The organism is Luteimonas sp. J29 (assembly GCF_000472505.1).
Lineage (GTDB): Bacteria > Pseudomonadota > Gammaproteobacteria > Xanthomonadales > Xanthomonadaceae > Luteimonas.
On sequence record NZ_AWZR01000004.1, the window covers coordinates 314,281 to 338,616 of the forward strand.

Sequence of the window (24,336 nt, forward strand, 5' to 3'; positions counted from 1 at the left end):
ATCGTGCAGGAAGCCCCGGAGGGGAGGGGCTAGAATCCGGGTTCCGCTTCCCGCCCGCCGACCATGTCCGACGAATCCCCGAACAGCACCGAAAGCGCGGAACACTTCCGCAACGCCGCCCTGGACTACCACCGGCTGGAGCCACGCGGGAAGATCAAGGTCACCGCGACCAAGCCGATGCTGACCCAGCGCGACCTGGCGCTGGCCTATTCGCCCGGCGTGGCCTATGCCTGCGAGGAGATCGCGGCCGATCCGACCCGGGCCAGCGACTACACCGCGCGCGGCAACCTGGTGGCGGTGATCTCCAACGGCACCGCGGTGCTGGGCCTGGGCGACATCGGCCCGCTGGCGGGCAAGCCGGTGATGGAAGGCAAGGGCGTGCTGTTCCAGAAGTTCGCCGGCATCGACGTGTTCGACATCGAGATCGACGAGAAGGACCCCGACAAGCTCGTCGACATCATCGCCAGCCTCGAGCCGACCTTCGGCGGCATCAACCTCGAGGACATCAAGGCGCCCGAGTGCTTCATCGTCGAGCGCAAGCTGCGCGAGCGGCTCAACATCCCGGTGTTCCACGACGACCAGCACGGCACCGCGATCATCGTCGGCGCGGCCGTGGTCAACGCGCTGGAGATCGCGGGCAAGAAGATCGAGGACGTCCGGCTCGCCACCACCGGCGCCGGCGCGGCCGGCATCGCCTGCCTGGACATGCTGGTGGCGCTGGGCCTGAAGCCCGAGAACATCACCGCCTACGACCGAGGCGGGGTGATCCATGCCGGGCGCGACGACCTCGACGAGGCCAAGCGCCGCTACGCGCGCGACACGCCGCACCGCACCCTGGCCGAGATCGTGGCCGGCACCGACATCTTCCTCGGCCTGTCGGCCGGCGGCATCCTCAAGCCGGAGATGGTGGCGACGATGGCGGACAACCCGATCATCCTCGCCCTGGCCAACCCCTACCCCGAGATCCTGCCCGAGGTGGCGCGCGAAGTGCGCCCGGACGCGATCATCGCCACCGGCCGCTCCGACTACCCCAACCAGGTCAACAACGCGCTCTGCTTCCCGTACATCTTCCGCGGCGCGCTGGACGTGGGCGCGACCACGATCAACGAGGAGATGAAGCTGGCCTGCGTGCACGCGATCGCGGCGCTGGCCAAGATGGAGTCGAGCGACCTGGCCACCGCCTACGGCGAGGAAGTGCCGAGCTTCGGCCGCGACTACATCATCCCGCGCCCGTTCGACCCGCGCCTGCTGACCATCGTCGCCACCGCCGTGGCGAAGGCCGCGATGGAGACGGGCGTCGCCACCCGTCCGCTGCCGGACGAGGCCGCCTACCGCGAGAAGCTGTCCCAGTTCCACCACCGCACCGCGCTGGTGATGCGGCCGATCTACGACCGCGCCCGCGCCGACCGCCAGCGCGTGGTCTACGCCGAGGGCGAGAACGAGACCGTCCTGCGCGGCGTGCAGACCGTGGTCGACGAGGGCCTGGCGTTCCCGATCCTGATCGGGCGCCCGGACGTGATCGAGTCGCGGATCAAGCGCCTGGGCCTGCGCCTGCGCCCGGGCGTCGACTTCGAGCTGACCAACCAGGACGACGATCCGCGCTACAACGACTACTGGCGCCACTACCACGCGCTCACCGAGCGCCGAGGCGTGACCCCGGAGACCGCCAAGACCCTGATGCGCTCGCGCCCGACCCTGATCGCGGCGGTGATGGTCGACCGCGGCGAGGCCGACGCGATGATCACCGGCCTGGTCGGCCGCTACCACAAGAAGCTCGGCTACATCCGCAGCGTGTTCGACCTCGACCCGGGCGTGCAGAGCACCTCGGCCATGACCGGCGTGGTCAACGACCGCGGCCTGTGGTTCTTCGTCGACACCCACGTCCAGCCGGACCCGACCCCGGAGCAGATCGCCGAAAGCACCGTGCAGGCGGCCTACCGGCTCAAGCTGTTCGGCATCGAGCCCAAGGTCGCGCTGCTGTCGCACTCGAACTTCGGCAGCCACGACGATGCCAGCGCGCGCAAGATGCGCCAGGCGCTGCAGATCCTGCGCAAGCGCGCGCCCAAGCTCGAGGTGGACGGCGAGATGATGGCCGACACCGCGCTCGACGCCGACTTCCGCCGCAAGATCTTCCCCAACACCACCCTGGACGGTCGCGCGAACCTGTTCGTGTTCCCGAACCTGGACTCGGCCAACATCGCCTACAACATGGTGCGGGTGCTGACCGACGGCGTGGCGCTGGGCCCGATCCTGATGGGCGTGAGCAAGCCCGCGCACGTGCTGACCACCGCCTCGCGGCCGCGCCGGGTGGTGAACATGACCGCGATCGCCGCGGTCGAGGCCCAGATCCGCAAGCAGCGACTGGCGGGGCGCGGGGGCTGAGCGGGGGTTCCGGCGGCGCGTCGAGGCCCCCATCCCGGCCTTCCCCCGCAAGCGGGGGAAGGAGCAGGGCGACCGCTTCGCGATCGGATCCACCCGCCACGCCCCACTCCCTCCCCCGCCCGCGGGGCAGGGCCAGGGAGAGGGCAAGAGCCTTCAGGACATCCAGGCTCCTCCCTCCCCCGCTTGCGGGGGAGGGCCGGGGTGGGGGCAGGCCCGCTTCCACCAGCCGGGCCACCACCCCCGACCCGGCCCCGCTCCCTCCCGCGCTAGCCCCGCTGCGCCACCAGCCGCAGCAGCAACGGCGGCAGCTCGTCCAGCGCATCCTTCGACAGCAGCCCGTCCGCCACCGGCACGCTGTCGCCGGGCGCCAGGCCGCCGGTGAGGAACACGAACGGCAGCGACGGATCGTGCGCCCGCACCTGCGTCAGCGCCTGCGCGCCGGAGAACCCGGGCAGGTTCAGGTCCGATACCACCACCTGCGGCGCGAAGCCGGCCAGCGCGGCCGCCACCTCGATCGCGGTGCAGGCGCGCACGCAGCGCACGTCGATCCCGGCCTTGCGCAGCGCCCACTCCGCCAGCTCGGCGTCGTCCGGCGAATCCTCCACCAGCAGCACGCGCAGGCCGGGCGCGGAGAAGGCGAGGGGAGTGGCGGCGGCCACGACGGCGTTCATCCCTTCTTCGGCGGTTCGTTGAGCACCGCCCAGAAGCGCCCGAGCGTGCGCACCGCGTCGAAGAACTGGTCCACGTCCACCGGCTTGACCACGTAGGCGTTCACGCCCAGGTCCCAGCTGCGGGCCAGGTCGCTCTCCTCGCGCGAGGACGAGAGCACCACGATCGGCAGCGACTTGAAGCGGTCGTTCCTGCGCAGCTCGGTCAGCACCTCGAGCCCGTCCATGCGCGGCATCTTGATGTCGAGCAGCAGCACCGCGAGGTCTTCGTCGGGCCGGTCCTTCCAGCGCCCGCGGCGCAGCAGGTAGTCGAGGGCCTCGACCCCGTCCTCGACATGCACGATCGGGTTGGCGAGATGGGCCTCGCGCAGCGCGTCGATCGCCATCTCGGCATCGTGGGGACTGTCCTCGGCCAGCAGGATGGTGCGCAGCTCGCTCATTGCTTGTTCTCGTTGGCGGCCGCGGTCTCGCCCGCGGCGGGAAGGGTGAAGCGGAAGGTGGCGCCCTCGCCGGGCCGGGCATGGGCCTCGATCCGGCCGCCGTGGCGGGTCAGCACCCGGCGCACGCTGGCCAGGCCGATGCCGGTACCGGGGAACTCGCTGGCCGGGTGCAGGCGCTGGAACACGCCGAACAGCTTGCCGGCGTACTGCATGTCGAAGCCGGCGCCGTTGTCGCGCACCTCGAACTGGTGCGAGCCGTCGGCCAGCTGGTGGTAGTCGACCTCGATCCTCGCCGGCTCGCTGCCGCGGCTGTACTTGACCGCGTTGCCGAGCAGGTTCAGCCACACCTGGCGGAGCATGTTCTCGTCGCCCACCACCACCGGCAGCGGCGCGATCCTCCAGTCGATGACGTGCCCGGGCGACTCGCTGGCGTTGTTGGCGTCGAGCATGGCCCGGGTCTCGGCCACCAGCGACTGCATGTCCACCACCTGCAGCCGCAGCGCGCTGCGGCCCAGGCGCGAGTACACCAGCAGGTCGTCGATCAGCGCCGACATCCGCTGCGCCGACGACACCATGACGCCGAGGTAGTGGCGGCCCTTGTCGTCGAGCCCGTCGCCCAGGTGGCGCGAGAGCTTGTCGCCGAAGCCGGCGATGTGGCGCAGGGGCGCGCGCAGGTCGTGCGAGACCGAATAGCTGAAGGCCTCCAGCTCGCGGTTCACGTCCGAGACCTGCTCGATCTTGCCCTCCAGCTGGCGGTTGAGCTCGCGGATCTGGCGGTCGCTGGCCTTCTGCACGCTGATGTCGCTGGCGGTGACCAGGGCCACGCTCGTGGCCGAGTCCGGCAACGGCATGCGCCTGGCGTTGATCACCATGGTGCGCTCGACGCCGTCGGCCGTGCGCTGCACCTGCTCGTGGTCCCACAGCTCGCGCCCGCGCGCCAGCACGTCGGCCAGCCGGCGCAGGATCAGCTCGTCGTCCCAGGCGCCGCCGCCGATCTCGCGCAGCGGCCGGCCGCGCGCATCGTCGTCGTCCACGCCGTAGAGCTCGGCGAACGCGGCGTTGTGCATCACCACCCGCTGGTCCGCGTCGAGCAGCACGATCGGTTCGCGCACCGTGTCGAGCACCACGCGCGAGCGCATGCTGGCGCGCTGGGCGTCGTCCTCGGCGCGCAGCCGGTGCGACATCTGCCGCGCCGCGTAGACGAGCAGGCCGCCGAGCAGCAGCAGCTGTCCGATCATCGCCGCCCAGGTCGCCACCCGCGCCCGCCGCTCCAGGCGCTGGGCGCGTTCCAAGCGCTCGCCGAGCAGCCGCTCCTCCTCGGACACGATCTCGTCGACCAGGTTGTGGATCGGATAGCGCGCGACCATCGCGTCGATGTCGGCCACAGTCACGTCGGCGGCCGCGGACTCGACGATGCGGTCGGCGTGGGCCTTGCGCAGCAGGATGTTGGTCTGCAGCGAACCGATGCGCACCTGCTGCGCGGGGTTGTCGCGGGTCAGCTCCTGCAGCCGCTCCAGCGCCGGCAGCAGGCGCGCGCGGCTTTCGCTCATGCGCTCGCGCAGCAGCTGGTTGTCCACGCCCGAGGCGATCGACAGCGCCCCCGACTCCATGTTGCGCATGTCGGCGGCGATCGAATGCACCGTGGAGGCGGTCTCGTGGGTATGGGCCACCATCGACCAGGCCGCGTTGGTGTTGTGCGCGGCCTGGCGCAGCAGCAGGAACGGGGTGACCACGATCAGCACCACCGCCAGGCCGAGCGCAGGCAGGCGCCAGTTCGACAGCGGTTGGGGCAAGGCGGAGTAAGGCATCGTGCAGTCAGGACCGGTCGGACACGGGAAACCGGCCGCCGGCCACGGCGCCTCACTCCCCTGCGATGGCGATCATTGCCGACCCGGTCCCGGCGGGCAATCGCCCGAGGCGGTGCGGGCGCATTCGCCCCACCCGGAAGGTGGCGCATCCTGACCGGGCAGGTGTGCACGCCGCGCGAAGACGGCTCGCCACGCGGGATCGGCGGACGGCAGGGATGCCGCGTTGCGCGACCGGATGCGCCCCGGGCGCGTGGGTCCGCGACGCGGGCGGGACGCAGTCTGGCAGGGGCCGGGACGAAGGCGGGCGGCGAAGCGGCCGGGCGATCGGGTGCTGGAGCCGGAGGAGCGGTGGTCGCGGCTGAAGCCGCTCCTACCACCGCCAGGCACACCGTAGGAGCCGCTTCAGCCGCGACCCAAGCCGCCCCCCAGGCCGCACGCCCCGCGCACGCCGCCGTGCACCCGCAATCGACCGCGTCCATCCCCGCCACCGCCACCCGCCGACGGTCCGTACCGCCTGCAACTTCCAGCGTGGCCGCCGGCCCCGCGACGCTGTGTTGCACCCGCGCGCCGCAGTGCGCCAGCGCATGGTGCCGCGCCGCATGCGCGCTGTCCGGGGCCGCGCGGGCGCGCTCGGGCCGCCTGCTAGAATCAGGCGTATTTCCCCCGAACAACAACAAGGATGCGGCCCGCGGGCCGCGGCGGAGCAAGCGATGAACTGGCTGACCGACGTGCTGCACAACGACCCGGACCCGACCGAGACCCGGGAGTGGATCGAATCGCTCAAGGCGGTGATCGACCACAGCGGTGCCGAGCGCGCCCACCAGCTGCTCGAGAACATGGTCGAGCTGGCCCGCCGCGCCGGCGCCCACCTGCCGTTCTCGCCGACCACCGAGTACATCAACACCATCCCGCCGCACCTGGAACCCCGCATGCCGGGCGACCAGACCCTGGAATGGCGCATCCGCTCGATCATCCGCTGGAACGCGATGGCGATGGTGGTGCGGGCCAACCGCAAGCCCGGCGACCTCGGCGGCCACATCGCCAGCTTCGCCAGCTCGGCCACGCTCTACGACGTCGGCTTCAACCACTTCTTCCGCGGCTCCGACGGCGAGCACCCCGGCGACCTGGTCGCCACCCAGGGCCACAGCTCGCCGGGCATCTACGCCCGCGCCTTCCTCGAGGGCCGCATCACCGAGTCGCAGCTCGACCACTTCCGCATGGAGGTCGACGGCCGCGGCGTCTCGTCCTACCCGCACCCCTGGCTGATGCCCGACTTCTGGCAGGTGCCCACGGTCTCGATGGGCCTGGGCCCGATCGCCGCGATCTACCAGGCGCGCAACTGGAAGTACCTCGAGTCGCGCGGCCTGATGCCCAAGACCGACCGCAAGGTCTGGTGCTTCCTCGGCGACGGCGAGACCGACGAGCCCGAGAGCCTGGGCGCGCTGTCGATCGCCGGCCGCGAGGGCCTGGACAACCTGATCTTCGTGGTGAACTGCAACCTGCAGCGCCTCGACGGCCCGGTGCGCGGCAACGGCAAGATCATCCAGGAGCTGGAGAGCCAGTTCCGCGGCGCCGGCTGGAACGTGATCAAGACCATCTGGGGCAGCTACTGGGATCCGCTGCTCGCCAACGACAAGCAGGGCATCCTCAAGAAGCTGATGATGGAGACCGTCGACGGCGAGTACCAGAACTGCAAGGCCTTCGGCGGCGCGTACACGCGCGAGCACTTCTTCGGCAAGTACCCCGAGACCGCGGCCATGGTCGCCAGCCTGTCGGACGACGACATCTGGCGCCTCAACCGCGGCGGCCACGACCCGCACAAGGTGTACGCCGCCTACGACCTGGCGATGAAGACCACCGGCCAGCCGACCGTGATCCTGGCCAAGACGGTCAAGGGCTACGGCATGGGCTCGGCCGGCGAGGCGCTCAACCCCACCCACCAGACCAAGAAGCTGGACGACGACGCGGTGCGCGCGTTCCGCGACCGCTTCAAGATCCCGATCGACGACGACCAGCTCAAGGACGGCAACGTGCCGTTCTACCACCCGGGCGAGAAGTCGGACGAGGTGCAGTACCTGCTCGAGCGCCGCCGCGCGCTGGGCGGCTTCGTGCCCAAGCGCCGCCGCAAGGCCGACGAGCGCCTCACCGTGCCGAAGCTGGAGTCGTTCGAACGCCTGCTCAAGAGCACCGGCGAGCGCGAGATGTCGACCACGATGGCGTTCGTGCAGTCGCTCAACATCATCCTGCGCGACAAGCAGGTCGGCCCGCGCGTGGTGCCGATCGTCTGCGACGAGGCCCGCACCTTCGGCATGGAGGGCCTGTTCCGCCAGATCGGCATCTACGCGCCCACCGGCCAGAAGTACAAGCCGGTCGACCGCGACCAGCTGATGTACTACCGCGAGGACGCCGCCGGCCAGGTGCTGCAGGAAGGCATCACCGAGGCCGGCGCCATGGCCTCGTGGATGGCCGCCGCCACCAGCTACAGCACCAACAACCTGCAGCTGCTGCCGTTCTACATCTACTACTCGATGTTCGGCTTCCAGCGCGTGGGCGACGCCGCCTGGCAGGCGGCCGACATGCGCGCCCGCGGCTTCCTGCTCGGCGGCACCGCCGGCCGCACCACGCTCAACGGCGAGGGCCTGCAGCACGAGGACGGCCACAGCCACCTGCTGTCGGGCGCGATCCCCAACTGCCGCAGCTACGACCCCACCTTCGCCGGCGAGGTCGCGGTGATCATCCAGCACGGCATGAAGCGGATGATCGAGGACCAGGTGGACGAGTACTACTACCTGACCCTGATGAACGAGAACTACCCCCACCCCGACCTGCCGGAAGGCGCGGCCGAGGGCGTCATCAAGGGCATGTACCTGCTCAAGGACGCGGGCAAGCCGAAGAAGGGCGAGCTGCGCGTGCAGTTGCTGGGCAGCGGCACCATCCTGCGCGAGGCCATCGCCGCGGCCGAGCTGCTGGACAAGGACTTCGGCGTCACCGCCGACATCTGGTCCTGCCCCAGCTTCACCGAACTGCGCCGCGACGGCTACGACGCCGAGCGCTGGAACCGCCTGCACCCCGAGGCCAAGCCGCGCAAGGCCTACGTCACCGAGTGCATCGAGTCCCGCCCCGCCGGCCCGGTGGTCGCGGCCTCCGACTACGTGCGCAGCTTCACCGACCAGATCCGCGCCTTCGTCCCGCGCACCTATACCGTGCTCGGCACCGACGGCTTCGGCCGCTCCGACACCCGCGCCAACCTGCGCCGCCACTTCGAGGTGGACCGCTACTACATCGCCCACGCGGCGATCGATGCCCTGGCCAAGGACGGGAAGATGACGGCGAAGGATGCGGCCAGGGCGATCAAGCTGTACAAGATCGATCAGGAGAAGCCGAATCCGTTGGGGGTTTGATTCGCCTCCTACGTAGCGCCGCGGGTCGCTACTCTTTCACGGTAGCGACCGGGGTTCGAATCCCCGTGGGGACGCCAACTTTTTCAAGCACTTAGGGCTGCCGAGAGGCGGCCCTAAGTCTTTTTCGGTAACGCATCGGTAACTCCGGACCGCCCGCCCTCTCGCGCGTTCGAGAACCGCGGTTGACCGCTGCGCGCGTTGGTCCATCGTCTCTGGCAAGCCGCCTCGTTGAGGCGGTCCCCGCATCCAGGAGAACCCGATGAACAAGTACGCCCACATTGCCGAGATGATCGCCGCAGGTAGTCCCTCGGACGCCCAGTGCTTCATGCCGGACGAGGACGACATCAGCGAGTCTGCAGAGGCCGTGCGTCGCCTCGCTGCCTACGCCAAGCTCGCCGTTAGCGATCCGGACGTGCCGCCGATCGATGATGACGAGGCCCGCCGGCTGGAGGTGTTGTCGATCACCTCTCCGTCTATGCGCTCGTGGCTCCGCGTCCTCCATGAGCTGCTGAGGATTCAGGGTTCCCCTACTTCGCCCCAAGACGGTCCCTGATCCGGCCCGCCTCCGGAGACAGGCACCCTACCCTCGCCAGCAACGCGCGGTGCGCGCAGGACGGGACACGGATCGTCCGCAGCCATCCTCCCCTGGGGCTGCACACTTTCCCCGGACCTGTAGGGCCATCCGGCCGCGCCGACGCCCCTAGGGATGGGGGCGCTGCTGGCTACTGTCGAGGGAAGAGCCCTCCAACAGGCGGTCGGACGAGTTAGGGTGGGGAGAGCTTGGCGGTTATCGCCTTGAACAGTTCGATGAGCACTTTGCCAAGTTCCGTTGCAGGGGTGCGGATCTCTGCGGCGCCCGGATCCTCCTGATCGACGCTGATCATTCTGATCAGAGCCATCATCAACGATAGAGGGATGGCAGCGAAGATCACGAGGCAGGCGCCTACAAACGCCCACGCGTGCCAATCTTTCGCATCACGCAAGATGCGCGGAACCGACTCCGCCTCCCAGTGGAGAATCCTGCTCATTACCACCAGCAGGCACAGGACAAAGATAAGCGAAATGAAGCCGATTCCGCCAAAGGCTACCCATCGCATAATGCGATGAGCCTGCATGTTCGAATGCAGCTCGGTCGCATAGCGATCAGCAATGCTTGGTGGAATTTCCGTTCCCAGTGAAGAATTAACGGGAGCCGAGGCCGCCTCCTGTGCGGAGACGGCCATCTCCGCAAACTCCTTGCGCGGTTCGTCGTCGGCCGGGCTTGCCGTCTCCTCAGTCACGCAATTGAAGCCTGCTCTTCTGTGGCTGGTTTCTCGGTGGCAGAAGCGTTCGTGCTGATCTTGCCCTTGTAATGAGCCTCGATTAGTCCGTCATCGATCTCGGCAAAGTACTGACGAGACCCGCCGCGCACGCGCCATACAATGTCCCATGGCGTGCCCACCTGGTGAGTCATCTGCGACAGCTGAATGCCACTAAACGAAGAATAGTTTTCCCAAACGGCATCCACTAGCCGTTGGCTATCACCCGATAGATCCATATCGCGCTGCCACGCGAACGGACCAGTGGCGACTAGGCTCGTGACCGGGCCTCCCCCGTACTTGCGAAGGTTGTCGTACAAAGACTTGATGACCGGCCCGTACTTCCAAGCCTGAACCGTCTCATTAATGAGCGGTTGCCCGAAGTAACCCAAGTGCCAACCATGCGCGATGTAGACGAGCTTCAGCAGCTGCATGGGCGTCAGCGCACGCCCCTCAGCATTAGCCCTGCGAAGGAAGTAATTGGCAACGGTGGACGGCGAGTACATCTGGCCCTCCTTTATCGCTCTATCGCGATACATCTAGCCAACTCTCAGTTGGCATCTTAGCAGAACAACTTGTGGATAAGTTGCATGGATGAGGAGAACGTGCGGCCACCCTGAACGGCCTACAAGGAGTGTGCGTAATGGGCAGTAAGGTATCTGAACGGCTTGTTAATAATCACGGACCCTGATCACATCTTAGGTACGGCGGTAGGTCAGCGATCCTCTGGCCGCCTATTGCGGATCCGCGCCGCCACTATCGTCCCGGCGGCGACAGATCGGCGTGCGCGTCGAGACGGCCCAGGCGCTTCACCGTCCACGGCATGGGCGATCTCCCGAGGGCTAGGTGGGCTCGTCTTGCTGGCGCGGCTCGTCCGCCTGCGGTGCCTGCTTGTCCGGTGCCATCGCTAACCCTCCCGCCTTCCTCCGAGCGAACGGAGCGCACGGCTCGCCCCGGCCAGTCGCCGGGGCTACGCCTCAGTCCTGCGGCCCGGTCAGGTACTCTATCGGGCTCACGTCCTTGCCGTCGTCGGCGGCCGCGATGGCGTCCAAGGTCTTGTTGATCTGGCTGGACGGCACCCCGAGGGCGAAGCCGGCGAGCGAGATGTGCGCCTTGAAGAACGCCGTGTCCAGCTCGCCCTGCCGGATCTGCTGCAGGGCGCGCCCCACGCTCTCCCAGGCGTCGGCGACCACGCCCTTGGCGTCGTAGCCGCGCAGCTCAGAGACGCCCATCGAGACACCGGGGATGGCGCCGAACAGCGTGCCCGCCGCCTCCGTGGCCGCGGCCGCGATCCACTCGTCCACCGTGGACCCGTCGTCGTCCTCGTTCGACGGCCAGCCGCCGCGGATCAGCATCGCCGCCATGCCCTCCCAGACGTACAGGTTCAGCATGTTGGCGAACCACAGCAGCGCCTCCTTGGGCTTGCGGAAGTCCGTGCGCCGGGTGATCCCCACCATCGCGTTCTGCTTGGTTAGCAGGTAGCCCATCAGCATGGTGGTGCCGCGGATGTACTCGGTCTGGCGGATCCCTTCCGACAGCGTGCCGCGCTGGATGGCGGTCTTGTCGACGAACTCGCCAGAGCCCTGCGTCCGGGACACGATGTCATCGGCGAACGCGCGGGCCTTGGCCAGGTCGCCGCCGAACCGCTCGAGCCCGACCTTTTCCGCGGCAATCCAGGTGGTCACGTCCACCATTGCCTGCACGCGGGAGATCGCGAAGTAGCCGGCCCGGAACATGGCCTCTTGCCCCTGAGGAGAATGGGGTCAGGTTCATTTCCCTCGCATTAGCACTCAATAGCCCGCTGGCGTGACTAGCTCTGAGAACGGGTCATCGAACTTCTTGAACGCCGTCTCGAACACCGCATTCCGGTGGTACTCGAGATAGGTCTTCTGCTTCTGGTCGAAGGCGCCGCAGCGCCGGCCACTGGTCAGGTCGAGGCCGATTCTCTCGGCGACTTCGGACGGCAGGTGCGATGAGCGCACCAGCGTGCCGTTGTCCTCGAACGTGATCCACCCGCGGTCGAACAGCAGGTCGGCATGCGGCGTCAGCAGCAGTCCGTTTGCCCCGTCCACGCGCTCGTCGCCACTGACGCACTTCGACCAGGGCTTGATGTGGCTGGCGCGCAGGAAGCGCAGGTCGGCGACGCCGGTGAGCCGGCACTGCTTCTCGACCAGGAGCAGCCTGCGCTTGAACAGCGATTGCTTGACGCGGATCTCCTGGACCTGCTGGGAGACCGTCGCGGACAGGTCGATCGCCGGGGCGATGCTGTCCGCAACCTTGTTCTGGAACGGGTCGAAGTCGTCCTCGACCGGTTTGAGCCTGAAGACGATGGCCTTGCGCAACGCACCCGAGGTGTCGGGGACACCGTGGTGCTCGTAGGTGCCGATGCAGCGGAACTCGCCCCAGAACCGGTACGGCTGGCCCTTGCCCAGGCTCTGGAACATGAGCAGCCTGCGGCCGTGCCGCAGGTGTTCCCGGATCGCGCGGTTGCCGCGCGTGTCCTGCATGTCGCCGGACTGGCCCTCGCCGTAGTAGTGGAAGACGTTCTGCCCGTCCTCGATCTCCCAGTGGTCCCAGTAGCTGTGCTGGGAGCCGGCCTCGCCGGTGAAGAGGATGACGAACGGCGCGTTGCCCGGGGTGGAGATGCCACCCTGCTGCTGCCCGCCCAGGAGCCCATGGATCTGCTGCCGGCGGTGGTAGAGGGCGCCGACTTCAAAGGGCAGGTCCGTGGGCAGCTGGAGCCGCGGCATGCGCTCCAGGATAGCCGGCGGCCAGGCGAAGGGAAGCCCTGCCGTGGGGCGCTTCGGCACGGCAGGCGCCGTGGGATATGGGGAGTGGGGCGAGCCCCCGCTGGAGCTGCGCGGCCCCGCGGCGGAGTATCTTGTCGGCCTACGTTGCAGGAGGTACCCACCATGACCACGACCCCCTACCGCGCCTGGGCGGCGCCGAAGGCCGGCGCCCCGCTGGAACCGTTCGAGTACGACCCCGGCCCGCTGGGCGACGAGGAGGTGGAGATCACCGTCGAGCACTGCGGGCTGTGCCACTCCGACCTGTCGATGCTGGACAACGAATGGGGCTTCACCGCCTACCCGTTCGTGCCCGGCCACGAGGTGGTGGGGCGGGTGACCGCGCTGGGACCGAACGCCAGGGGCGTGGCGCTGGGGCAGCGCGTGGGCCTGGGCTGGAACGCGCGCAGCTGCCTGCACTGCGACGCCTGCCTGGCCGGCGACCAGCACCTGTGCCGCGAGGTGCAGGCGACCATCGGCGGACGCCATGGCGGTTTCGCCGAGAAGGTACGCGCGCACTGGGTGTGGGTGGCGCCCCTGCCCGACGGGCTGGACGCGGCCGAGTCCGGACCGCTCCTGTGCGGCGGCATCACCGTGTTCGCGCCGCTGCGCGAGCTGGGGATCTCGCCGACCGCGCGGGTTGGCGTGATCGGGATCGGCGGCCTGGGCCACATGGCGCTGAAGTTCTGCCGGGCCTGGGGCTGCGAGGTCACCGCGTTCACCACCAGCGCCTCGAAGGAGGAGGAAGCGCGTGCGTTCGGCGCGCACCGCGTGGTGACCACCGGCGACGCCGCGGCGCTCAAGCAGCTCACCGGGGCCTTCGACCTGATCATCGACACGGTCAACGTGTCGCTGGACTGGCCCGGCCTGCTCAACGCGCTGGCGCCGAAGGGCCGCCTGCACGTGGTGGGCGTGCCGCTGGAGCCGATCGCGGTGCCGGCGTTCGGGCTGATCGGCGGGCAGAAGTCGCTGTCCGGTTCGCCCACCGGCTCGCGCGGCGCGATCGACAGCATGCTCGGCTTCGCCGCCCGCCATGGCGTGGCGCCGCAGACCGAGCACTTCCCGATGAGCCGGGTCAACGAGGCGCTCGACCACCTGCGCGCCGGCAAGGCGCGCTACCGGATCGTGCTGGACGCTGACTTCTGAACGCGGCAGGCGTCCGGCCATGCCGGACGCCTCCATTGCACGCGACGAGGCCATTCCCGATGGGGAGCAAGCGCATGAGCATCCGCCAATCCAGCCCCTGGCATCCCGTGCTGCTGGCGCTGGCCGTTGTCCTGTCCCCGGCCTGCGCCGCCGGGCCGGACCCCGACCTGCAGGCGCAGGTGTTCGCCGCCGAACGCGCGTTCGCCAGGACGATGGCCGAACGCGACCTCGACGGCTTCGCCAGCCATCTGTCCGACGAGGCCACGTTCGTCGAGGGCCAGACGCTGCGCGGGAAGGAGGAGGTGATCGCCGGCTGGGCCCGCTTCTTCGAAGGCGACGCGCCCCCGTTCTCGTGGGAGCCCGACCAGGTGGAAGTGCTGCCGTCGGGCACGCTGGCCCTGAGCACGGGCCTGGTCCGCGACCCGCAGGGCAAGGCGATCGGCCGCTTCAACTCCATCTGGCGCCAGGAAGCGCCCGGCGTGTGGAAGGTGGTCTTCGACAAGGGCAGCCCGCTGGAGCCGAACGACGGGTAGCCCGTCGCGCCGGACCGGTCCGGCGGATGCACGCCGACGGCAGTCCACTCGCGCGACCGGGCCGCCTCGACTGCGACCCTCTGGCCTCCTCCGGCATCCCTCCATGGAGACCCTTGCCGAGGTGGCCGCCATGCATCGCGCCTGCCTGTTCCTCCTCTTCGCCCTGTGCCTGTCGCCGGTGTCCGCGGTCGAGCCGCGCGAGGTGGCCGGCCGCGTGGCCGACGTCATCGAGCGCGAGTACTTCGATCCGGGCCGCTGCTCGGCGATTTCATCGAGCGCCGCGTGTTCCCGTACTTCGATGCCTGGAAGACCTCGGCCGGCGAGGGCGCCACGCCCGCGGAGCGCGCGTTCCGCGAGTCGGTCGCGCGCGGCGAGGAGATCTTCATGATGCGGCCGTTCTACATCCGGGACGTGACCCACCTGAACACGATCATCGGCATGGGCAATCCGATCAAGCGCACCTGCGCCACGTGCCACAACATGCAGCACGTCGGCATCGATGGTGCGCCCGGATGGATGGACCTCGGCACCAACACCCTGCCATACGCGGAGAAGACCGAAGACCTGCCGCTGTTCAAGGTGACCTGCGCGCCCACCGCGCGCCCGCATCCCTACCTCGGCCACACCATCCTCACCACCGACCCGGGCCGGGCGCTGGTCACCGGCAAGTGCGTGGACGTGGGCGCGGTCAACTTCCAGCAGATGCGCGGCCTCGCCGAGCGCGCGCCGTACTTCGCCAACGGCGTGGCGGCCGACCTGATGGAAGTCGTCGAGTTCTACGATCGCCGCTTCGAAATGCAGCTGAGCGCGCAGGAGAAGCAGGACCTGGTCAACTTCATGAGTACGCTGTGATGGCAAGGCGCGCGTGGTGGATCCTCCTGGCCCTGGCGTGTTCGTCCATCCCGGCCGCCGGCGCGCCGCCGGAGCCCGGCCGGCACCTGAGCTTCGTCGCCTGCCCGGTGATCCGCGACACCGGGTTGCCGTGCTGGCTGGTGGAGCACGAGGGCGAGCTGTACTTCCTCGGACTGCAGGGCGACAGCGCGTCGAGCTTCTATTCGCCCCAGTTCAAGCACAAGGCGCTCATCGAGGCGCGGGTCGCGGACGGAGGGCGCGTCTGCGGCGGCATCCCGCTCGCGGAGGTGCAGGTGTCGGTGATGCCGGAGATCGACCTGTCGTGCCAGACGATCCTGCCGGCCGAAGGCTTCTCGCCGCCGGCGTACGAGCGCGGGCCGGGTCCGGCCGTGCGGCCGCATCCGCCGGCGCCGCGCGTCAATCCGGAGCCCCCTACGACACGCGCGAGTTCGACATCGGGTTCCAGTTCGACAGCGAGTTCCTCGTCCGCCGCAACACGCGCAAGGTCGAGGACGCGGTGCGCTACATCGAACTGGCGAAGCCGTCGCGGGTGCGGGTCGAGGCCACCCGCGGCGTGTCGCGGCTGAGCAACGGCGAGGACCTGGTCGAGCCGGCCGGCATCGCCGAGCGGCGCGCCATGCGGATCCGGCGCATCCTGGTCGAACTGGGCGTGCCGCCCGACCTGCTCGACGTGCACTGGTCGGAGCAGCCGCTGCCGGGCAACGGCATCGACGACCATGTCCGGCGCCGCGTGACCGTCACCGTGGAGGTGCCGGAGCCGCCGGCAACCTGAGGCGCGGCGCCATTGCGTACGCCGCGCGGCAACGTCCTGGACCCGGCCCGCTCAGTCGCCGCGTTCGCGCAGCGCCTGCTCGTATGCTGCGTTGATCTCGGCCGTCCGCTGGCCGGCGAGTGCGCGGATCTCCGCGGCCATGGTCGCGACGCGGTCCGGGTGGTACTCGGCGATCCGCCGCCGCCAGGCCGCGGTGATCTGCTGGCGGTCCGCGTCGATGGCGACGCCGAGCACCTCCGACCAGTGGCGGGTGCCGATGTCGACGGTGACCGAGGCGTCGGGATCGGCCGAGCCATTGCGCCCCGCGTCGTCGTCTCCTGCGTCGGACCGGGACAGGAACACGCTGACCAGCCAGTAGCCGACGGCGACCCCGCTCACGGCCACCAGCACTTCCAGCATCATCGCAACAGATCTCCGGCGCGGGCGCGCGCCTCGGCCAGGCGCGCGCTGCGTCCGCCGCTTGCATCGTCGGCCAGGGCGAACAGGTCCAGGCGCGATGCAACCTCCGCGCGCAGGCGCCGGCGCGCGGCGTCGTCCAGGTGCGCCGCGGCGAACGCGAGCGGATCGCCGCGGAAGCCGCGCAGCGCGCACAGGCGCCGGTAGAGGTTGATCGCGTGCGGGGGACAGAGCAGGCCCTCGAGCGCGAGCGCCAGCACCTTCCGCAAGGGCAGGCCGAGCGCCGCGCGCTGCAGCGCGATCCATCCGGCCATCGCCAGCACCAGCAGCCAGGTGCCGCACAGAGCCGCCAGCAGCAGCACCGGATCGCGCGGACCCAGCAGCAGCCACGGCACCACGCCCAGCAGCACGATGCCCACCACGGTGGCGCCGAAACGGACCGGCAAGAGCAGTCGGCCGAAGCGCACCAGGTCCGCCGGCGTATCCACCTGGGCACCGGACGGATGCAGCCAGCTCGCGCGCAGCCGGGTGCGCATCGGCAGAAGCGGGTTGGGCAGGGACAGGAACCGTCCCCGGGCCTCGAAACCGGAACCGGTCGAGACGCGCCAGCCACGGCCGGCGCGCTCCACCAGGACCTCGTCGAAGTGCAGCAAAACGGCCGAGTCCTGCAGGTACAGCGCCACGAGCGCAAGTACGAGCAGGATCTCGGCGGACGCCGCCATCACTCTGCGGCCTTGCCCTTGCCGCCGAACAGCTTGCGGATCGCGACGGCGATGCCGGCCAGGCCCACCAGCAGCAGCTTCCAGAACTTGGCGATCGCCACGCCGATGGCGGCCAGCCAGCCCTTCTTCGACGCCACCGCCACCGCGCCACCGGTGATCAGGGCGGCCAGGCCGATTTCGGCCACGTGGTCGCCCGGGCGGAAGTCGCCGTAGCCTTCTCCGGCCACGTACGAGTAGCCCGGCACCAGGCCCTTGAAGTCCGCGATCGCGCCCTGCAGCGATTCCGGATCGGCGGCGACGGTCACTTCCATCACGCCGCGCCGGCCGAGCAGGCGCGTGTTGTAGTTCACGACCTGCGCGCCGGAGTTCTCGCTCTCGAGCAGAATCGCCCAGGCGAGCGCGCGCAGCTCCTGGTCGTAGCGCGGCTCGGCCGACCAGCCGACCAGCCGCAGCGTGTCCCAGCCGCGGCTGGAGCGTTCCCTGTTCCCATGCTTGAGGCCTTCGCGGACGCTGTCGAGCACGTCGTCGGCGTCGATGGATTCGTCGTCCTTGACGTAGCCGATCTCGTTGAAGTTGAAGAACGCGATCCAGTCGAGGTTTTCGGGCGCGATGACGTACTCGTCATAGCTGGTCGGAGGGTTCTCGAGCAGTTCGTTGAACCGGCGCGTGGCGGCCGCGTCGAGGAACGAATAGCCCTCCGGGACCCGGATCGTGGCATGCGTTCCGATCTTCCCGGTCGTGGGCCCGTGCTGCCACGGCAGCTCGGCGACGGGATTGCGGTCTTCCTGGGCCAAGGCGTTGGCCATGGGCAGCAGGCACGCGGCAACGGCCATGCAGGCCGCAAGCATGAGGCGCTTCATGAGGATGGAGTCCCTGGAGGTTGGCGAGCCGGCTCCCCGATGGCCGCCGGTGTCCCCCTGGCGGCGCTCGCGTCCGGGCCGGATCCATCCGGAGCGCGGCCCGATCATAGCAGCGCAGGCGGCCCCGCCGCCCAGGCGGCCTGCCATCGCGACCCGGCCGACGCGCGCGCGGGAGTAGGATTGGGGCACGCCGTGCGTGGCGACGCGCGGCATGGTTCCGCCGGTCAACGAGGAGGAGCGAGGATGACGCCAGGAGCCGTTCCCACCCGGTCGCACGGGGCCGCCGCATGATCGTCTCGGCGCCCACCGACTACCGCGCCGCCGCCCGGCGGCGCCTGCCTCCATTCCTGTTCCACTACATCGACGGCGGCGCCGGGGCAGAGGACACGCTGGCGCGCAACGTCGCCGACTTGGCCGCGGTGGCGCTGCGCCAGCGGGTGCTGCGCGACATGTCGGGGCTCGACCTGTCCACCCGGCTGTTCGGCGAGCGGCTGTCGATGCCGGTGGCGCTCGGCCCGGTGGGGCTGACCGGCATGTACGCGCGCCGCGGCGAGGTGCAGGCCGCGCAGGCGGCCGCGGCCCGGGGCATTGCGTACACGCTGTCCACGGTGTCGGTGTGCGCGATCGAGGAGGTCGCCCCCGCGGTGGACCGCCCGATCTGGTTCCAGCTCTACGTGCTGCGCGACAGGGGATTCATGCGCAATGCCCTCGAACGGGCGAAAGCGGCAGGCTGCACCACCCTGGTCTTCACCGTCGACATGCCGGTGCCGGGCTCGCGTTACCGCGACGCGCACTCGGGCATGAGCGGGCCGTGGGCGGCGTGGCGCCGCTACGCGCAGGCCGTGGCGCATCCGCGCTGGGCCTGGGACGTGGGCCTGCTGGGCCGCCCGCACGACCTCGGCAACGTCTCGCGCTACCTCGGCAAGCCGACCGGGCTGGAGGACTACATCGGCTGGCTCGCCGCCAATTTCGACCCGTCCATCGCCTGGCGCGACCTGGAATGGATCCGCGAATTCTGGGACGGCCCGATGGTGGTCAAGGGCATCCTCGAGCCCGGGGATGCGCGCGACGCGGTGAAGTTCGGGGCGGACGGGATCGTGGTGTCCAACCACGGTGGCCGCCAGCTCGATGGCACCGTGTCGACCGCGCGCGCGCTGCCGGCGATCGCCGACGCGGTGAAGGGCGAGATCGCGATCCTCGCCGACTCCGGCGTCCGCACCGGGATGGACGTGCTTCGGATGCTCGCCCTGGGTGCGGACGCAGTCCTGCTCGGCCGCGCCTACGTCTACGCGCTGGCGGCGGCGGGCCGCAGGGGCGTGGAGCACGTGCTGGAACTGATCGACCGGGAACTGCGCGTCGCGATGACGCTGACCGGCACGCGTTCGATCGCCGGGGTCGACCGCGGGATCCTGGCCGAGCCCGGTCCGGCGGCGCGCTAGCGTCGCCGCGCGGAATGGCGCGTGCCGTCCGCGCGGCCACCCCGGCGTGCCGCGCGGCCTAGAATGAAGGCCCCCGTCGCATCCTGGAGGACACCCATGGCCACCTGGCTCGTGACCGGCGCCAACCGCGGCATCGGACTGTCGCTGACGAAGCAGCTCGCCGCCCGGGGCGATACGGTCATCGGCGTGTGCCGCAAGGCCGGCACCGTGCTCGCCGCCACCGGGGCCACCGTGGTCGATGGCGTGGACGTGTCGGACGCCGGGGCGGTGGCGTCGCTGCCGGGCCGGATCGGCGACGTGCGCATCGACGGCCTCATGCTCAACGCGGGCATCTTCACCAACGAGACCCTGGACGCGCTCGATGCCGACGCGTTCGCGCGCATCCAGCGCCAGTTCGAGGTCAACACCCTCGGCCCGCTGCGCGTGGCCGCGGCGCTGCAGGACCGCCTGGCCGACGGCGCCAGGATCGGCATCGTCACCAGCCGCATGGGCTCGATCGCCGACAACGGCTCGGGCGCGTACTACGGCTACCGCGCCTCGAAGGCCGCGGTGAACGCGATCGGCAAGTCGCTCGCCGTCGACCTCGCCCCGCGCGGCATCGCCGTGTTCCTGCTGCATCCCGGTCGCGTGGCCACCGACATGCTGGGCGGCCATGGCGACATCGGTCCCGACGAGGCCGCCGCCAACCTCATCGAGCGCATGGACCGCCTGACTCTGGCCGACACCGGCACGTTCTGGCACGCCAACGGCACGCCCTTGCCCTGGTAGGCGAGGCCCTGCCGAGGACGCCTGGCGCCGCGGCGAGGCAGGGGGGGCCGCGTCGACGGCCAAGGCGCGGGGGCGCACCGCGCCACGGTCCGCCTACGGCCCGATGGACGACAGCGGGCGCGACCCCAGCGTGCGCCGGTTGCGGCTGTCCCGTCGCAGCATGACCGTCTGCAGCGCGATCGCGACGGCCAGCGCCGCGGCGATCCAGGCCGAGACGTCCGCGCCCGCAAGTGCATGCCCGGACTGCCGCACGCAGACCGCGACCAGGCCCCACAGGACCGCGGCGACGAAGGCCAGGTTGCCGCGCATGCGATGGTTGAGCCCCAGCAGCACGGTCGCCGCCGCGGCCCACAGGCCCGCCGACCACGGCAGCTGGCGGTCGGCCGGCAGCAGTTCGTAGGCCACGATCACCTGGGCGAGGTTGAGGAACGCCGCCAGCGTGAGCCAGCCCGCGTGCAGCGACAGCGGCGCCCAGGCCCAGCCCAGCGGACGCCCGCCGGCCAGGCGTTCGCGTGACAGCAGCAGCGCACAGCGCGCCAGGCACGCCGTCGCGCCGAAGATCACCGCCAGGCAGAGCCAGAACCACCCCTGCGAGAACAGCGGCATCCACGCCGTGGTAAGGAGGAAGCCGGCCGCCGCCCAGGGCGCGACGCGGCCGAGGGTGGCGTCGCGCCTGCGCCAGCCCGTCGCCTGCCAGGCGGCGTAGGCCAGGTCGAGCAGGAACACCAGGCCCCAGATCGAGAACGCGTAACCGGCCGCGACCAGCAGCGTCGGATGGCGGGCGGACACGGTGCCGTTGTCGGGCCCGAACGCCCCCGCGTTCGACAGCCATGCCACGAGCGGCATGGCGATGGCGGCGGGCAGGACGAGCAGGCGCATGGCAATGACCGCAGGCGTGGCTGGACGTGTGGCTCAGGCCTCGCCGAAGCCGCGGCTGGAATGCGCGGCGGCGCGCGGCGGCGCCGAGACGTCGATGCGTTCGCCGGCGAGGATCGGATCGCCGTGCGGCGCGGTGCGGCCGCCGTCGTCCTCGAGCGGGCGCAGGCGGCCGGCCTGGTGGTGTTGCCAGGCGCGCCAGGCCACGACGCCCACGGCACCGATGGCGAGCAGCTTGAGGATCGACATCGCGTTCTCCTGTGGCGGGATCCGGCCGGCAGCATGGCGACGGCGCGGTGATACGGGCGTGACCGTGCAACGGCGCACGGTCGGGATCGGACAATTGGGCTAGCATCGCGGCAGTCATGGGCACCCCGGGCCAGCGCCCGGCCCGCCGGAATCCGTGCGGCGCCCATGCAGGAGAAGGGGGGAGCAGGGAATGGATGGCGAAGTCCACACCAGGCTGCGCCGCGAGGCGGGTGGACGTCTGTGCGCGCACGTCACCGGACGCAGCACGTTTGCCAATACCCTGGCGTACTGGCGCGCGATCGCCGATGCGCTGGAGCGGCAGCCGGCGCGCGAACTGCTGCTGATCGACGAACTGGTCGGGCAGGGGCTGGACGCCGACCAGTGGCGGCGGCTGGTGGGGGAAGTCGGGCCGCGGCTGGGCGCGCTGCGCATCGCCCACGTCAGGCCGCACGGGCTCGATACCGTCGAGTACTGCGTGCTGCAGGCGATCGATTCGGGCCTGCAGGCGCAGGTGTTCTCCGACCGCAAGAGCGCGAGCCTGTGGCTCAGTTACGGCGAGGGCGCCGGGACGGAGTCGCCGGCGCCCTGAATCGCGCTGCGGTGTGGCGGGGCGCGGCGTCGCGCGCCGCGCCGCGCCGCGCGGTTACTTGCCGGGCGACAGCGGGTTCGACCCGTTGCGACGCCGTGCCACCGAGCTCCCGCCGCCGTCGCCGCCCCCGCCCTGCTTCCAGTGGCGCAGCAGCTCGCGCAGCGCCTCGGGCTTGTTCTGCGAAGGCGCGTTGCCGGCCTGGTTGGCCGAGTTCTCGCCGTGGCAGCCGGTGCAGGTGCGGATCTCGCCCGGCTGCATCGTCACCCACACGCGCTCGCGCACGACCGCCTCGCCGCCGGGGTCGGTGGTCTGCCAGGTCAGCGCCTGGCTGGCCGGCACGAACGCGGCCGAGGACCCGTCGCGCGCGATCACCACGCTGCCCCTCGGCCCGCCCGGATTGGCCGGGTTCGCGTCCACCGCCATCGGCTGCGCCAGCACCCGGCGGCCGCGCTTGTGCGCGTTGTAGGCCCGGACCTGGTTGCCCTGGAAGATCTGGAAGTGCGAGATCGAATACAGCTGGCCGGTGCCGTTGGTGGTCTTCACGCCGCCCGGGACCTGCAGGTTGAACGGCTGCTGGCGGTCGGTCCGGTCGCGGCTGGTCTGGTTGCGCACCACCACCAGCGCCAGGTTGCGCGCCTTCATCCATTCGCGCAGGGCGGCCTCGTTGACCTGCTCCTCGCCCAGCACCGCGCGTTCGGGGGCGGCAAGCTGTGCCGTGGGCGCTGGCGGGCGCTGGCGCGCAACCACTTCCACGGGGTCGAGTTCCCAGAGCAGGCCGTCGTACGACTGCGTGCTGCCGCTGCCGTTCCACCAGCGGACCGACTTGCGGATGCCCGGGGTCAGCGGATCCCCGGCGACGAAGCGGCCGCTGCTGTCCGTATCGAGCTGGTGCAGGCGCAGCTCGATGCCTCGCTGGAACTGCGAACTCGGCGTGTAGGCCGCGACGAACTGGCCGGAGGACAGCGGCAGCGGGTTGCGGAAGCGGCCGCTGCCGGCGGAGACCACGGTGATGGTCATCTTGTCCGCGGTCAGGTTCGGCGCACCGGTGATCCGCACGATCCGGCCCGAGGTGCCTTCGCCGAACTCGCGCGCGTGGACGGCGTAGTAGATGCCCGGATTGCGCGGATCCTCGCGCACGTGGAACAGCCCCGAGTCGATGTTGATTTCGGTGCGGTTCGCGATCAGCGAGGTGTTGACGGTATCCGCCAGGGCGCGGTCGCCGGCGAACGAGCGCTGCAGGTAATTGAACGACAGTTCGTGGCGGCCGATGTGGTTGAGGGTCAGCTCGTCGGTGCCGTCCTGGTTCATCTGCCAGGGCGTGAACAGGTTGTAGGTGAAGCCGTTGACCTGGCCGTAGGCGTTCGTGTTCGAGCGTTCGCGCGGCTCAGGGAAGGTTTCGGTATTGTCGGACGCCCGCGACGCATTGGCAGTCTCGCTCGCGTAGGTCACCGGCTCGAACTTGGAGTAGTTCTGCTGGTCGCGCTGCAGGTGGTCCCAGCGGGTGAAGATCACGCGGCCGTAGCTGTCGATGATCGGCGAGAACACGCCGCTGGGCGAATGATTGAGCACGCGCAGCTCGCCGGTGGCCGGATCGAGGCTGTAGATACCGGTGGTGGTCGGCGTGCTCTCGTACTCGTCCAGCTGCGGATACAGGTGCGACTGGCCGTTGCGCGGGCGGTCGGAGGTGAACAGGATCCGGTCGTCGCTCGCGTACAGCGGCGAGAGATTGTTGTAGCCGGTCGGCTGGTGCGGGACCTTGGTAATGCGCGCGGTCTCGCCCTTGCCCAGGCCGGTCACCTCGTACAGCTGCCACTTGGAGTTGTCGGTGCCGTACACCGAGGTCGGCGCGCCGACCACCATGCTGAAGACCGCCTTGGTCCCGCTCCAGTGCACCGTCGGTTCACGCACGGCGATGGCATTCGCGGTCTGCTGGCCGTCCATCCCGTAGCCCGCCTCCCTGGTCAGGTTGCGCAGGGTGCCGTCGGGGTAGCGGATCATCAGGTCGCCGCCGCGCGGAGCCAGGTCGACTTCCGGGAGGTGGTTGGCGAAGGTCGAGATGCGGCTGGAGAAGGGGTCGCCGGCGAGCGGCACCTGGGTCACGAACAGGATCGGGTTCTGCACGGTCACCGCCTTGGTCGTGGCGGCGGCGGTGGCGCGGGGAGCCTGGGCGGCGGGGATGGCGTCGGACGCCTCCCCGGCGGCCTTTTCCAGCTCGGCCTGGGAGGCCGGCAGCTGGGCGCCGCATGCGGACAGGAGCAGGGCGGCGATGAAAGCAAGGCCCGACCGGAATCCATTCCGGGCAGGGGAAGCGGGAACTGGGGTCATGGACA

The 24,336-nt window shown here is 70.1% G+C and carries 23 protein-coding genes; 10 read left to right on the forward strand and 13 right to left on the reverse strand.

Features of this window, described 5'->3' with window-relative positions; genetic code table 11:
* The first annotated feature begins 63 nt into the window (after positions 1–63).
* Positions 64–2,382 carry an NADP-dependent malic enzyme gene (locus tag LUTJ29_RS0108450; protein ID WP_043740882.1) on the forward strand — a complete coding sequence of 773 codons (2,319 nt, stop codon included), beginning with the start codon at positions 64–66 and terminating at the stop codon, positions 2,380–2,382.
* 266 nt (positions 2,383–2,648) lie between these two features.
* Here LUTJ29_RS0108450 and LUTJ29_RS0108455 read toward each other — a convergent pair whose 3' ends face one another.
* From LUTJ29_RS0108455 to LUTJ29_RS0108465, 3 genes are read right to left on the reverse strand one after another with little or no spacing between them, the layout of a single operon-like run.
* Positions 2,649–3,053, reverse strand: a complete 405-nt coding sequence (locus tag LUTJ29_RS0108455; RefSeq protein ID WP_027072143.1) for a response regulator — start codon at positions 3,051–3,053, stop codon at positions 2,649–2,651.
* Positions 3,050–3,490 carry a response regulator gene (locus LUTJ29_RS0108460; RefSeq protein ID WP_027072144.1) on the reverse strand — a complete coding sequence of 147 codons (441 nt, stop codon included), beginning with the start codon at positions 3,488–3,490 and terminating at the stop codon, positions 3,050–3,052. The genes LUTJ29_RS0108455 and LUTJ29_RS0108460 overlap by 4 nt, the downstream gene beginning before the upstream one ends.
* Complete coding sequence (locus tag LUTJ29_RS0108465; RefSeq protein WP_051322849.1) at positions 3,487–5,298, reverse strand: ATP-binding protein; 1,812 nt, start codon at positions 5,296–5,298, stop codon at positions 3,487–3,489. The genes LUTJ29_RS0108460 and LUTJ29_RS0108465 overlap by 4 nt, the downstream gene beginning before the upstream one ends.
* Before the next feature lie 710 nt (positions 5,299–6,008).
* Between LUTJ29_RS0108465 and aceE the strand changes: the two genes are divergently transcribed.
* Complete coding sequence (gene aceE / locus LUTJ29_RS0108470; protein WP_027072146.1) at positions 6,009–8,699, forward strand: pyruvate dehydrogenase (acetyl-transferring), homodimeric type; 2,691 nt, start codon at positions 6,009–6,011, stop codon at positions 8,697–8,699.
* Positions 8,700–8,958: 259 nt separating this feature from the next.
* Positions 8,959–9,252 carry a hypothetical protein gene (locus LUTJ29_RS0108475; RefSeq protein ID WP_027072147.1) on the forward strand — a complete coding sequence of 98 codons (294 nt, stop codon included), beginning with the start codon at positions 8,959–8,961 and terminating at the stop codon, positions 9,250–9,252.
* Between the two features lie 211 nt (positions 9,253–9,463).
* Here the strand turns inward: LUTJ29_RS0108475 and LUTJ29_RS18640 are convergent, their stop codons facing one another.
* From LUTJ29_RS18640 to LUTJ29_RS18810, 4 genes are all read right to left on the reverse strand, one after another.
* Positions 9,464–9,979 (reverse strand): hypothetical protein, encoded by a 516-nt coding sequence (locus tag LUTJ29_RS18640; protein ID WP_144774321.1) that lies wholly within the window; start codon positions 9,977–9,979, stop codon positions 9,464–9,466.
* A complete protein-coding gene (locus LUTJ29_RS16800; RefSeq protein WP_186441954.1) occupies positions 9,976–10,431 on the reverse strand; it encodes a type II toxin-antitoxin system antitoxin SocA domain-containing protein in 456 nt (151 codons plus the stop codon). The genes LUTJ29_RS18640 and LUTJ29_RS16800 overlap by 4 nt, the downstream gene beginning before the upstream one ends.
* Before the next feature lie 543 nt (positions 10,432–10,974).
* Positions 10,975–11,733: a hypothetical protein gene (locus LUTJ29_RS0108490; protein ID WP_027072149.1), complete on the reverse strand. Its 759-nt coding sequence runs from the start codon at positions 11,731–11,733 to the stop codon at positions 10,975–10,977.
* Between the two features lie 54 nt (positions 11,734–11,787).
* The gene (locus tag LUTJ29_RS18810) at positions 11,788–12,747 is read right to left on the reverse strand and encodes an HNH endonuclease (protein ID WP_051322851.1); all 960 of its coding nucleotides are present in this window, start codon (positions 12,745–12,747) and stop codon (positions 11,788–11,790) included.
* Between the two features lie 162 nt (positions 12,748–12,909).
* On the opposite strand from LUTJ29_RS18810, the gene LUTJ29_RS0108505 reads away from it, so the two are divergent.
* The 4 genes from LUTJ29_RS0108505 (at position 12,910) to LUTJ29_RS0108520 (ending at position 16,107) form a co-directional block, all read left to right on the forward strand.
* On the forward strand, positions 12,910–13,929 hold the full coding sequence (locus LUTJ29_RS0108505; protein ID WP_027072150.1) for an NAD(P)-dependent alcohol dehydrogenase: 1,020 nt from the start codon (positions 12,910–12,912) through the stop codon (positions 13,927–13,929).
* Positions 13,930–14,003: 74 nt separating this feature from the next.
* Positions 14,004–14,462: a nuclear transport factor 2 family protein gene (locus LUTJ29_RS0108510; RefSeq protein ID WP_144774323.1), complete on the forward strand. Its 459-nt coding sequence runs from the start codon at positions 14,004–14,006 to the stop codon at positions 14,460–14,462.
* 282 nt (positions 14,463–14,744) lie between these two features.
* Positions 14,745–15,314: a hypothetical protein gene (locus LUTJ29_RS0108515; protein ID WP_027072152.1), complete on the forward strand. Its 570-nt coding sequence runs from the start codon at positions 14,745–14,747 to the stop codon at positions 15,312–15,314.
* A gap of 322 nt (positions 15,315–15,636) precedes the next feature.
* A complete protein-coding gene (locus tag LUTJ29_RS0108520) occupies positions 15,637–16,107 on the forward strand; it encodes a hypothetical protein (RefSeq protein WP_027072153.1) in 471 nt (156 codons plus the stop codon).
* Between the two features lie 51 nt (positions 16,108–16,158).
* Here LUTJ29_RS0108520 and LUTJ29_RS18080 read toward each other — a convergent pair whose 3' ends face one another.
* The 3 genes from LUTJ29_RS18080 to LUTJ29_RS0108535 are packed head-to-tail and all read right to left on the reverse strand — an operon-like array spanning position 16,159 to position 18,058.
* Positions 16,159–16,509, reverse strand: coding sequence for a J domain-containing protein (locus LUTJ29_RS18080; RefSeq protein ID WP_144774324.1), 351 nt, complete (start codon positions 16,507–16,509; stop codon positions 16,159–16,161).
* Positions 16,506–17,225: a hypothetical protein gene (locus LUTJ29_RS0108530; protein ID WP_156911553.1), complete on the reverse strand. Its 720-nt coding sequence runs from the start codon at positions 17,223–17,225 to the stop codon at positions 16,506–16,508. Before LUTJ29_RS0108530 ends, LUTJ29_RS18080 begins: the two co-directional genes overlap by 4 nt.
* Entirely contained in the window at positions 17,225–18,058 is an 834-nt protein-coding gene (locus LUTJ29_RS0108535) for a DUF2167 domain-containing protein (RefSeq protein ID WP_198012661.1), read from the reverse strand. Before LUTJ29_RS0108535 ends, LUTJ29_RS0108530 begins: the two co-directional genes overlap by 1 nt.
* A gap of 314 nt (positions 18,059–18,372) precedes the next feature.
* Between LUTJ29_RS0108535 and lldD the strand changes: the two genes are divergently transcribed.
* Complete coding sequence (gene lldD / locus LUTJ29_RS0108540) at positions 18,373–19,524, forward strand: FMN-dependent L-lactate dehydrogenase LldD (RefSeq protein ID WP_027072156.1); 1,152 nt, start codon at positions 18,373–18,375, stop codon at positions 19,522–19,524.
* Between the two features lie 96 nt (positions 19,525–19,620).
* Entirely contained in the window at positions 19,621–20,292 is a 672-nt protein-coding gene (locus LUTJ29_RS0108545) for an SDR family oxidoreductase (RefSeq protein ID WP_027072157.1), read from the forward strand.
* A 93-nt stretch (positions 20,293–20,385) separates the two neighbouring features.
* Here the strand turns inward: LUTJ29_RS0108545 and LUTJ29_RS16820 are convergent, their stop codons facing one another.
* Positions 20,386–21,171: a hypothetical protein gene (locus LUTJ29_RS16820; RefSeq protein ID WP_051322854.1), complete on the reverse strand. Its 786-nt coding sequence runs from the start codon at positions 21,169–21,171 to the stop codon at positions 20,386–20,388.
* 33 nt (positions 21,172–21,204) lie between these two features.
* Positions 21,205–21,417 (reverse strand): hypothetical protein, encoded by a 213-nt coding sequence (locus LUTJ29_RS16825; protein ID WP_043740890.1) that lies wholly within the window; start codon positions 21,415–21,417, stop codon positions 21,205–21,207.
* A 190-nt stretch (positions 21,418–21,607) separates the two neighbouring features.
* On the opposite strand from LUTJ29_RS16825, the gene LUTJ29_RS0108560 reads away from it, so the two are divergent.
* Positions 21,608–22,006 carry a hypothetical protein gene (locus LUTJ29_RS0108560; RefSeq protein ID WP_027072158.1) on the forward strand — a complete coding sequence of 133 codons (399 nt, stop codon included), beginning with the start codon at positions 21,608–21,610 and terminating at the stop codon, positions 22,004–22,006.
* 54 nt (positions 22,007–22,060) lie between these two features.
* On the opposite strand, the gene LUTJ29_RS0108565 is transcribed toward LUTJ29_RS0108560, so the two are convergent.
* Positions 22,061–24,331 (reverse strand): hypothetical protein, encoded by a 2,271-nt coding sequence (locus tag LUTJ29_RS0108565; protein WP_027072159.1) that lies wholly within the window; start codon positions 24,329–24,331, stop codon positions 22,061–22,063.
* Between the last annotated feature and the right edge of the window lie 5 nt (positions 24,332–24,336).